9 protein-coding genes are annotated in these 9301 nt (G+C 65.2%); 4 read left to right on the forward strand and 5 right to left on the reverse strand.

Annotated features, from left to right (window positions below; translation table 11 throughout):
- Nucleotides 1-16: 16 nt before the first annotated feature.
- The 3 genes from I5M_RS23205 to I5M_RS23215 all read right to left on the reverse strand — a co-directional run bounded on the left by I5M_RS23205 (nt 17) and on the right by I5M_RS23215 (nt 3512).
- Nucleotides 17-934 (reverse strand): WecB/TagA/CpsF family glycosyltransferase, encoded by a 918-nt coding sequence (locus tag I5M_RS23205; protein WP_022723580.1) that lies wholly within the window; start codon nt 932-934, stop codon nt 17-19.
- Nucleotides 935-1253: 319 nt separating this feature from the next.
- Nucleotides 1254-2234, reverse strand: a complete 981-nt coding sequence (gene galE, locus I5M_RS23210) for a UDP-glucose 4-epimerase GalE (protein WP_022723581.1) — start codon at nt 2232-2234, stop codon at nt 1254-1256.
- Between the two features lie 30 nt (nt 2235-2264).
- Nucleotides 2265-3512: an O-antigen ligase gene (locus I5M_RS23215; RefSeq protein ID WP_022723582.1), complete on the reverse strand. Its 1248-nt coding sequence runs from the start codon at nt 3510-3512 to the stop codon at nt 2265-2267.
- Nucleotides 3513-3754: 242 nt separating this feature from the next.
- Here I5M_RS23215 and I5M_RS23220 point away from each other — a divergent pair, with 242 nt between their 5' ends.
- Nucleotides 3755-4747, forward strand: coding sequence for a tripartite tricarboxylate transporter substrate binding protein (locus I5M_RS23220; protein WP_022723583.1), 993 nt, complete (start codon nt 3755-3757; stop codon nt 4745-4747).
- 289 nt (nt 4748-5036) lie between these two features.
- Nucleotides 5037-6002, forward strand: a complete 966-nt coding sequence (locus tag I5M_RS23225; protein WP_022723584.1) for a S1C family serine protease — start codon at nt 5037-5039, stop codon at nt 6000-6002.
- Between the two features lie 127 nt (nt 6003-6129).
- Here I5M_RS23225 and I5M_RS23230 read toward each other — a convergent pair whose 3' ends face one another.
- Both I5M_RS23230 and I5M_RS23235 read right to left on the reverse strand, forming a co-directional pair.
- Entirely contained in the window at nt 6130-6561 is a 432-nt protein-coding gene (locus tag I5M_RS23230; RefSeq protein WP_022723585.1) for a heme-binding protein, read from the reverse strand.
- Nucleotides 6562-6610: 49 nt separating this feature from the next.
- On the reverse strand, nt 6611-7711 hold the full coding sequence (locus I5M_RS23235; protein WP_159104029.1) for a BMP family ABC transporter substrate-binding protein: 1101 nt from the start codon (nt 7709-7711) through the stop codon (nt 6611-6613).
- Nucleotides 7712-7922: 211 nt separating this feature from the next.
- Between I5M_RS23235 and I5M_RS23240 the strand changes: the two genes are divergently transcribed.
- The gene (locus I5M_RS23240) at nt 7923-8228 is read left to right on the forward strand and encodes a hypothetical protein (RefSeq protein WP_031337371.1); all 306 of its coding nucleotides are present in this window, start codon (nt 7923-7925) and stop codon (nt 8226-8228) included.
- A 118-nt stretch (nt 8229-8346) separates the two neighbouring features.
- On the forward strand, nt 8347-9054 hold the full coding sequence (locus tag I5M_RS23245; protein ID WP_022723588.1) for a cysteine hydrolase family protein: 708 nt from the start codon (nt 8347-8349) through the stop codon (nt 9052-9054).
- Nucleotides 9055-9301: the final 247 nt, after the last annotated feature.

Here is a 9301-nt window from a genome sequence, read left to right on the forward strand (position 1 = left end):
AAACGACGAAGAACCCTCACCGCGACTGCGTCAGCAGGAGATACATCGCGTAGGGGTTGGTCTTCAGATAGCGCATGCCGAGGCGGCGGGGCTCGAGGCCCATGCGCCACAGCCATTCCAGGCCGACATTCTGCATCCACAGCGGGGCCCTCGGCTTCGACCCCGACAGGAAATCGAACAGCCCGCCCGAGGTCTTGATGACGCCGACGCCGGCCAGGCGATTGCGGTGGCGTACGATGAAACTCTGCTCGCGTGGCACGCCCATCGACACCCACAGAATGTCGGGCGCGAGGGCGGAGATTTCTTCGCAGGCTTTGATCTCGTCCTGCACGCCGGCAAAGAAGCCGTGGCGGGCACCGATCAGTTGCACGTCCGGATAGGTCCGCCGCACCCACTCGGTAGCAAGCTTGTTCGATTGTTCGCTGGCGCCGAGCATGAACATGGTGGCGCCGCGGACGACTGCTTCGCGTGCGACGTGGTGAAACAGGTCAGTCGTCGCCACCCGCTCGGGCAGAGCGACGTCGCACTTGAAGCGCGACACGAAGACGTGCGGCATGCCATCGGCGTGAATGGCGTCGGCCTGCAGAAACAACTCGCGCTCTTTGGGATCGACGGCGCAGCGATACGTCACTTCGCCATTCGTCGATGTCATGTAAGCGGGCGAGCGCCACAGGCCTCGCCGCTTCAGCGCTTCATCCACCATCACCCTGGCGGTTTCGGCGCGATCCGCGACGACGATCGGCAGACCGCCGAGCGTCACGCGGCGCCATTGCGGGAAGCGGTCGCGGCGGTCGCCGCCGAGCCGTCGATCTTCGAACGACGAAGCGAACTCCACGGAGGCGTCAAGCGGCGCAATTCGGCGATCCGCGATGCGGCGCTTGGCCAAGCTCGGACTGGCAGTCAGCCGATGAAGCGCATCGGGTGCGTCGGACATGGTGAGGACCGTATTCAATTTCTGAGCAATCCGCGGGTGATTGATTCAAATTGAACCTTCGTCCAATCGCCGAAGCGACGCAATCGAGCGATGCGTTCCCGACGGCAAGACCCGACGAGGTGGTTAAGATCGATGTGCGAGATAGCCGGCTTTTTCCGGCGATCTGTCCCGTCGCGTGTCAGGCTGTGCCGTTTCGATCAGGCTGTGCCGCTGTGTAACAGCGGCGTCCAACGTTGTTCCATTACGGACGCCTCAGTGGAATGCCCGCCGCGGCTTCTTCGCGTTGGTTACAATAATAGGACCGATGACGCGCCGACGCTCAGCCGAGCCGACGTTCCCACGCCAGCGCGTGGCGCACGATGGTTTCGAGATCGGCGTAGCGCGGCTGCCAGCCGAGGATGGAGCGCGCCCGCGCGTTCGAAGCAACCAGCGCGGCCGGATCGCCGGCGCGGCGGCCTTTGATACGCACCGGAAAGTCGATGCCGGACACGCGCTTCACCACCTCGATCACTTGCAGCACCGAATAGCCGTCGGCGTAGCCGACGTTGCAGGTGACGCTGTCGCCGCCGCCGCGCAGATGGCGCAGCGCGTCGAGATGCGCCTGCGCCAGATCGGAGACGTGGACGTAATCGCGGATGCAGGAGCCGTCTGCGGTCGGATAGTCGGTGCCGTAGACGTCGAGGCCGTCGCGCTTGCCCAGTGCGGCCTGCACCGCGACCTTGATCAAGTGCGTAGCATTCGGCGTCGACTGACCGGTGCGTCCGTCAGGATCGGCGCCGGCGACATTGAAGTAGCGCAGCGCCGCGTAGCGCAGCGGATGCGCGTGCGCGGTGTCGGCCAGCATCCATTCGACCATCAGCTTGGAGCGGCCGTAAGGATTGATCGGCCGCGTCGGCTCGTCTTCCTGAATCGGATTGCGTTCGGGTTCGCCGTAGACGGCGGCCGTCGACGAGAACACGAAGTGCGGCACTCCGGCCGCGACGGCGGCGGCAAGCAGCGTGCGCGCATTGGCGGTGTTGTTGGCGTAGTAGCCGAGCGGATCGGATACCGAATCCGGCACCACGATGCTGGCGGCGAAGTGGATGATGGCGCCGACCTTGTGCTGCTGCAGAACGTCGCGCACCAAAGCAGCGTCGCCGGTGCTGCCCTGAATCAGCTTTACGCCGTCCGGGATCGCATCGCGCCGGCCAGTGGAAAGATCGTCGAGCACCAGCGGACTCTCGCCGGCGCCGAGCAGCGCCAGCACCATGTGGCTGCCGATATAGCCGGCGCCTCCGGTGACGAGAACATGCGTGTCCATGCGAGATCCTGCTGCGACCGAGGAGGGCGGCTAAGTCGGAGCCGGGCTCCGCAGCCGCACGCGACTGCTCGCAATTGCCAGGCTCCAGGTCAAGCCGATCAGCAGGAAATAGTGTCGCCAGTGATCGGTATCGATGATGAAGCTTTCCAGCAGCGTCACGATCATGACGGAGACGATCGCGATCTGGGTGCGCTGCCACGGCGTGCGCACGAACACATTGCGCAGCCCGTAGCCGGCCGTGAGAAACACCAGGGCCGGATAAAGAGTCCCGCTGATCCAGCCGCCCGACATGAAGGCGTTGAGGAACGAATTGTGCGTGTCCTCGGGGAAGAAGCGGCGGAACTGCAATGGACCGATACCGGTCGGATAGTCCAGCGCCATCTTGGCGCCGAGCACGTGGCGGCCGAAGCGGCCGAAGCGGCCGCTGTCGTAAGGCTGGTTGAAGCTGGCGCGCTCCTTGAAGATAGTGTCGATCTGACTGAACGATAGCAGCACCGCCAGCGCCACCGCGACCAGCACGATCGCCATCGCGGTGAGCAGCACGATGCGCAGCCGGCGGTTCTGCGTCGGCGCGGTGATGAACATAAGCGCCGTCATCAGCACCGAGGCGGCCGCCACCGTGCCCCAGGCGGCGCGCGAAAAGGCCAAGAAGATGCCGAGCGCGATGATGGCAAAGGCGATACCGTTGCGCACCGCGCTCCAGAACGAGCCTTCGATCACGCGCTGCAGGCTGTACACCGCCGGGAACACCAGGAACGCGGCGAGCACGTTCGGGTCCTTGAAGGTACCGCGGGCGCGACCCGCGAAGGTCAGAAGGTCGCTGCCGCCCGGTACCAGATTGAAGTAACCGGCGATGCCGGCGAGCGACGCGATGACGCCGCCGATCAGATAGCCGTGGGCGATCGCGTCGACGCGCTCGGCCGAGTCCTGCAGGGCCACCATGGCGAAGAACATCGCCGTAATGGCCATGTACCACGAGGTCAGCAGCCAGTTCATGATCAGGGGATCATCGAGCAATTCGCTGGCGCCGACCGAGTAGCCGAGCTCGACGCCGATCAGCAGCGCGATCGGCACAATCAGGGCCGGAGCGAGCCGCAGGCCGCCGCTGACGGCGAACACCACCATCGCCAGCAGCACGGCGAATTCGTACGGGCTTGGTTCGATGAAGACGATACTGCCGCTGGCGCCGACCAGCCATAGCAGGGCGATCTGCAGCCCTTTCAGGCGCGGCGGAGCGGCGGCGCCGGTCGCGGAAGCTGCAAAGGCGTAGTCGGTCATGCTCGGCCCATCAGTCGCGGCTTGTGATCGCCGCTGGCGCCGGCGCATCGGCCAAAATCGCCGCGCCGCGCGCGACCGCTCGTTAATTTTAATGTCCACGGATTAATGGACAATTAGCATCGAGCTCGAAGTTTCGCCGATGATGTTCGCGGGATTTTACCACGAATAAGGGCAATGCGTGCGGTCGCGCAGGGGTCGCGTTATCGACACTCTCGACATTGTGCATGGTGGGAGTGACGGCGATGATCAGCAAGCGAGCTTTCCTGGGGTCGGCGGCGGGTGCGGCCTTTGCGGCGTTCGGCGTACGCACGATCGGATCGGCAGCGGCGCAGCCCGCGGCTTATCCGGCGCATCCGGTGCGCTGGATCGTGCCGTATGCGGCCGGCGGCGCCACCGACGTGCTGTCGCGGATGATCTGTCAGTCGCTGACCGACCAACTCGGCCAACCGTTCGTCGTCGAGAACAAGCCGGGCGCCGGCAGCAACATCGGCACCCAGGCGGTGATCAACTCACCCGCGGACGGCTACACGCTGCTGCTGACCTCGACCGCCAACGCCATCAACGCCTCGTTCGACCGTACGCTGCCGTTCGATTTCGCCAAGGGCATCACGCCGGTCGCCGGCGTCGCGCGCATTCCGCTGGTGCTGGTGATCAACAACGACATTCCGGCTCACAACGTCGCCGAGTTCATTGCCTACGCCAAGGCCAATCCGGGCAAGATCAGCGTCGGCTCCTCGGGCATCGGCACCTCGCTGCATCTGTCGGGCGAGTTGTTCAAGGCGCTGGCCGGCATCAACATGGTGCACGTGCCCTATCGCGGTTCGGCTCCGGGCCTCACCGATCTGATGGCCGGACAGATCCAGGCGATGTTCGACAACGTCACGTCGTCGTTCGAGCTGGTGAAGGCCGGCAAGATCCGTGCGCTTGGCGTCACGACGCGCGAGCGCTCCACGGTGCTGCCCGATGTGCCGCCGATCGCCGATACGCTGAAGGACTACGACACCAGCTCGTTCTACGGCACGGGCGTTCCGCACGGTACGCCGACGGAGATCGTCGATAAGCTCAACGCCGCCATCAACGCGGCGCTCGACCAGCCCAACGTCAAGCAGCGCATCGCCGAGCTCGGCGCCATCCCGCTGCACGGCAACGCCCAGCAATTCGCCGCCATGATGCGCGCTGAGACCGAAAGCTGGCGCAAGATCGTCGAGATGTCGGGCGTGCACAAGGAAGGCTGAGCCGGCACCGCGACAACCACCGTCATTGCGAGGAGCACACGGATCGGCGCTCCGCGCCGTCCGAGTACAAGCTCCGCGACGAAGCAATCCAGCTCAGTGCACTGGGCTGGATTGCTTCGCTCCGCTCGCAATGACGTGGAGTTTATCGCGCCATCGCCGACAATCTTGTTTGAATTGTTAGAACCGACGTGGGCGCCGTGTCGCCCCGTCTTGCAAATCGGCTTCGAGGCTCCATAATTTGAGGGCGGAACGGCGTCGGCGCCGTTCTGGTCCTTGAAGGGGGAGCCGGATGCCTTCCTTGCCCGAATGGAACGTGCCGGCCGCCAACCGCCCGCGCGTGTCCGATTTCAGTTTCGATCTCGATCGTGCGCTGTCCGCGGTCGTCGGTCTGCACGCGATCATTCCGCCCGATGCTTTCACCGCGCAGACGCTTGGCACCGAGCGCGCCGGCAATGGTGTGCTGATTGACGATGGCCTTGTGCTGACGATTGGCTATCTGATCACCGAGGCCGAAACCGTCTGGCTGCATCTTGCCGACGGTCGCGTCGTCCAAGGCCACGCACTCGGCTTCGACAATGAGAGCGGCCTCGGACTGGTGCAGGCGCTGGGCGACATCGATCTGCCGCCGCTGCCGCTCGGCAATTCGGCCGCGGCGAAAACCGGCGACCGCGTCATCATCGGCGGTGTCGGCGGCCGCACGCGCTCGGTCGCCGGCCGCATCGCGGCGCGGCAGGAATTCGCCGGCTATTGGGAGTATCTGCTCGACGACGCCATCTTCACCGAGCCGTCGCATCCGAACTGGGGCGGCACCGCGCTGATCTCGGCGGCCGGAGAACTGATCGGCATCGGCTCGCTGCAGATCGAGCGCAGCGGCTCCAACGAGCACTACAACATGATGGTGCCGACCGATCTCTTGAAGCCCGTGCTCGACGACCTGCGCAAGTTCGGCCGGCCCGACCGGCCGGTGCGGCCGTGGCTCGGGCTGTACTCGACGGAAATCGAAGACAAGATCGTGGTCGTCGGCATCGCGCCGAAGGGGCCGGCGGCCCGCGCCGAGCTCAAGACGGGGGACGTTATCCTTGCGGTCGGCGGCCACAAGGTCAGCAGCGAGGCCGAGTTCTACCGCCGGGTCTGGTCGCTCGGCTCGGCGGGGGTCGAAGTTCCGTTGACACTGTTCAGCGGCGGCGCCACCTTCGACGTCGTGCTGCACTCGTCGGATCGTGCCAAGTTCTTGAAAGCGCCGCGGTTGCATTGAGCGTCAGCGCTGCGCCAGCGGCTGGCTTTTCGAAGCCAGAATTTGGAGCACGGCGACCACCACACCACAGACCGTCATCACCCGTTTTCGCGGGCGATGACGAAGGTGTGTGTATTCAGGCGCTATTTCAGCCCGTCACACCCACGAGCCCCGCCGCCGCGACGCCAGCCACAGCGCAGATCTCGTCGTTGTCCGACGTATCACCGCTGATACCGACCGCGCCGATCAGCTTGCCGTTTTCGTCGTTGATCAGCACGCCGCCGGCGACCGGCACCATCGCGCCGCGGGCCATCGTGCTCATCGCATCGACGAAGTAGGGTTGTTCCTGCGCCCGCTTGAAGATCGCGCGGGTGCCCATGCCGAGCGCCAGTGCGCCCCAGGCCTTGCCGTGGGCGATCTCGTGGCGCATCAGGCTGGTGCCGTCCTGCGCCAGCGAGACCTTGATGCAGCCGCGAGCATCGAGCACCGACACCACCAGCGGTTTCAGCTTGAGTTCGGCGGCTTTTTCCAGCGCCGCGTCGGCGATGCTGCGGGCGATGGCGAGGGTCATCTCGGTCATGGGCGTTTCCTGAAGGTGGCGTTTTGCAAATGGTCGGGATGCCGACCACTTACTTGCCCGGCAGCGCCGCGTCGATGCCTTTGACCAGGAAATTCATCGTGGCGATCTGCCCGTCCTCGAGGTGCTCGGCGCCTTTGCAGTCGATCGCATTGCCATCCTGCGCGGTGATCGGGCAGGCGAACGGCTTGATCGCGCCCGACACGATGCCAGCCTCGGTGTCGGCGGCGAGCTGCTTGACGTCGTCCGGCATGTTGGTGAAGGGCGCCAGGGTGAAGGTCTTGTCCTTCAGGCCGCCGCGGAAATCTTCGGACTTCCAGGTGTTGTCCAGCACGGCATGGACGCGACCGATCTCGTGAGGCGCCCAATCGTCGACGATCGCGGTGAGCTGCGCCTTGGGGGCGGTCTTGATCATGTCGGAAGCCTGTCCGAACGCCAGCACGTGCTTCTCTCCGGCGACCTGCATCGGCGCGGTGCTGCCTGTCGCCTGCATGATCACGTCGGCGCCCTGGTCGATCAGCGTGCGCGCCGCCTGGGCTTCCTTGGCGGGATCGGACCAGACATTGGTCCAGGCGATGTTCAGCTTGATGTCCGGACGGATTTTCTGGGCGGCCAGCATCGTGGCGTTGATGCCGGCCAGGACGTCGGGCGTCGGCATCGCCGCCACGTAGCCGATCACGCCGCTCTTGGACATCTTGGCCGCGATCGTGCCTTCGACGTAGCGGCCTTCGTAGAACCGCGCCGTGTAGGTCGACACATTGGCTTCGCGCCGCGTCCCGGTGGCGAGTTCGAACTTCACGCCGGGATATTTCTTGGCGAGCTTCATCACCTCGTCGGTGTAGGCCGGGGAGGTGGCGAAGATCAGCTTGTTGCCGGCGCGGGCGAGCTGCTCGATGTAGCGCTCGGCCTCCAGGCCGTCGCTGATCTTCTCCAGCGTGGTCGTCTCGATGCGGTCACCGAATTCCTTGACCACCGCCTTGCGTGCCTGCTCCTGCTGCGCGCCCCACCCGGCGTCGCTGATCGCGCCGAGATAAACATAGCCGATCTTCAGCTTGCCGGCGGGCTTGTCCGGCGCCGGCTTGTCTTGGGCCTGTGCCGGCAGCACGGCGCAGGCTGCAGCAAGTATCAGGGCTGCGATCGTCGCCGGATTCATCTGCATCTCCGTTCTGGCTCGGGCCTGCGCCCGGTCGGGCGCGGACCTTAGCGGAAAAGCGCGGGCGGGGCGAAACCTGATGTCGGCCCGACAGCGCACGAATCGGCCAGACTTGATCTTTAGACGAAGACACTTTGCTTCGATCGCCGGTGCCCGGCGTCGCAGATTCGGCTATAATTGTCGGGTAAGTTGTGAGCTGGTGGATGCGCTCATGGCCCTTCGTCTGGTGATCATCTGGTTTGTGCTGGCGGCGATCTGCGGCGGCCTCGCCTTCTTCCTCGCGCGCGCTCCGCGCCCGGCGCTGTGGCTCCGCGTCATCGTGGCCGGCATCGTGCTGATCCTCTGCGCCGCCTCGTTCTGGACTTGGGGCAACGAGATGGAAAAAACGCTGGGCTCCGCCATCGCCTATTTCCTGGTATGGAGCGGCGTGTTCGGCTTGTCGGCGGCGAGCGCCGGCATCGTTGCCGGCACGCTTGCGGCGCTCGGTTCGTCAGGGCGAGCGCTGCCAACCGAGTAGCGCGACCGGGGGCCAATCTTTAAGCATCGGGCCCGAGATCGCACGCGCGCGTGTCATGTACACATGGAAGATCGCTTGCTACGCTGTTGCCTGTCATTCCGGAAGGCGAGGCTGAGGCGTGCAAGCGAGTCCCACTCCCAAAGTTGGCAGCACGATCGTTGCCGAGCCGGCTCCGATCGCGATCGACTGGGCATCGACGGCGCTGCTGATCATCGACATGCAGCGCGACTTTCTCGAGCCCGGCGGTTTCGGCGAAACGCTCGGCAACGACGTCTCGCAGCTGGCGCGCGCGGTGGCGCCGATCGGCGCGGTGCTCAAGGCGGCACGTGCGCTGGGCCTGTTGGTCATTCACACCCGCGAGGGGCATCTGCCGGATCTGTCCGATGCGCCGCCCGCCAAGGTTGCACGCGGCGCGCCGTCGCTGCGCATCGGCGATCCGGGACCGATGGGCCGCATTTTGATTCGCGGCGAGCCGGGGCACGACATTGTCGCGGCGCTGGCGCCCGAAGACGACGAGATCGTCATCGACAAGCCCGGCAAGGGTGCGTTCTACGCCACCGAACTCGGCGACGTGCTGCAGAAGTATGGGGTCGAGAACCTCCTGGTCTGCGGCGTCACCACCGAGGTCTGCGTCAACACCACTGTGCGTGAGGCCAACGATCGCGGCTATCGCTGCATCGTGATCGGCGACGGATGCGCCTCCTACTTCCCCGAATTTCATCAGGCCGGGCTGGCGATGATCAAGGCGCAGGGTGGCATCTTCGGCTGGGTCACGGATTCTGCCGCCATATTGGCGGCGATGTCAGCCGCGAACGCCGATGCCTGAGGCCGCCGGCAAGCGCTGCTGCCTGTCTGCCATGAAACCTCAGCAGTCGTCCGGCGTTTGCTGAACCCGCGACGCCGTTTCCCGGCTGCCGTGCGTGTCTTGTGCGGCCTGGTGCCTCTGCACCCGCTGCTCCCTTGCATGGAGCTTCCATGACTTCCGCTGTCATATCCCGGATCGCCGCTGCTGCTGTTTCGGTCACCATGCTCGCGCCTACTGCGTGTTTCGCAGAAGGCGGCGCGTTCGATGT

This window comes from Rhodopseudomonas sp. B29, from assembly GCF_000333455.1.
Taxonomy (GTDB): domain Bacteria; phylum Pseudomonadota; class Alphaproteobacteria; order Rhizobiales; family Xanthobacteraceae; genus Rhodopseudomonas.

Excerpts from the sequence above, each read along its gene's own strand:
- I5M_RS23235 (WP_159104029.1), bottom strand. The coding sequence starts at position 7,711 with ATGAATCCGGCGACGATCGCAGCCCTGATACTTGCTGCAGCCTGCGCC.
- I5M_RS23225 (WP_022723584.1), top strand. The coding sequence starts at position 5,037 with ATGCCTTCCTTGCCCGAATGGAACGTGCCGGCCGCCAACCGCCCGCGC.
- I5M_RS23205 (WP_022723580.1), bottom strand. The coding sequence starts at position 934 with ATGTCCGACGCACCCGATGCGCTTCATCGGCTGACTGCCAGTCCGAGC.
- galE (WP_022723581.1), bottom strand. The coding sequence starts at position 2,234 with ATGGACACGCATGTTCTCGTCACCGGAGGCGCCGGCTATATCGGCAGC.
- I5M_RS23230 (WP_022723585.1), bottom strand. The coding sequence starts at position 6,561 with ATGACCGAGATGACCCTCGCCATCGCCCGCAGCATCGCCGACGCGGCG.
- I5M_RS23240 (WP_031337371.1), top strand. The coding sequence starts at position 7,923 with ATGGCCCTTCGTCTGGTGATCATCTGGTTTGTGCTGGCGGCGATCTGC.
- I5M_RS23220 (WP_022723583.1), top strand. The coding sequence starts at position 3,755 with ATGATCAGCAAGCGAGCTTTCCTGGGGTCGGCGGCGGGTGCGGCCTTT.
- I5M_RS23215 (WP_022723582.1), bottom strand. The coding sequence starts at position 3,512 with ATGACCGACTACGCCTTTGCAGCTTCCGCGACCGGCGCCGCCGCTCCG.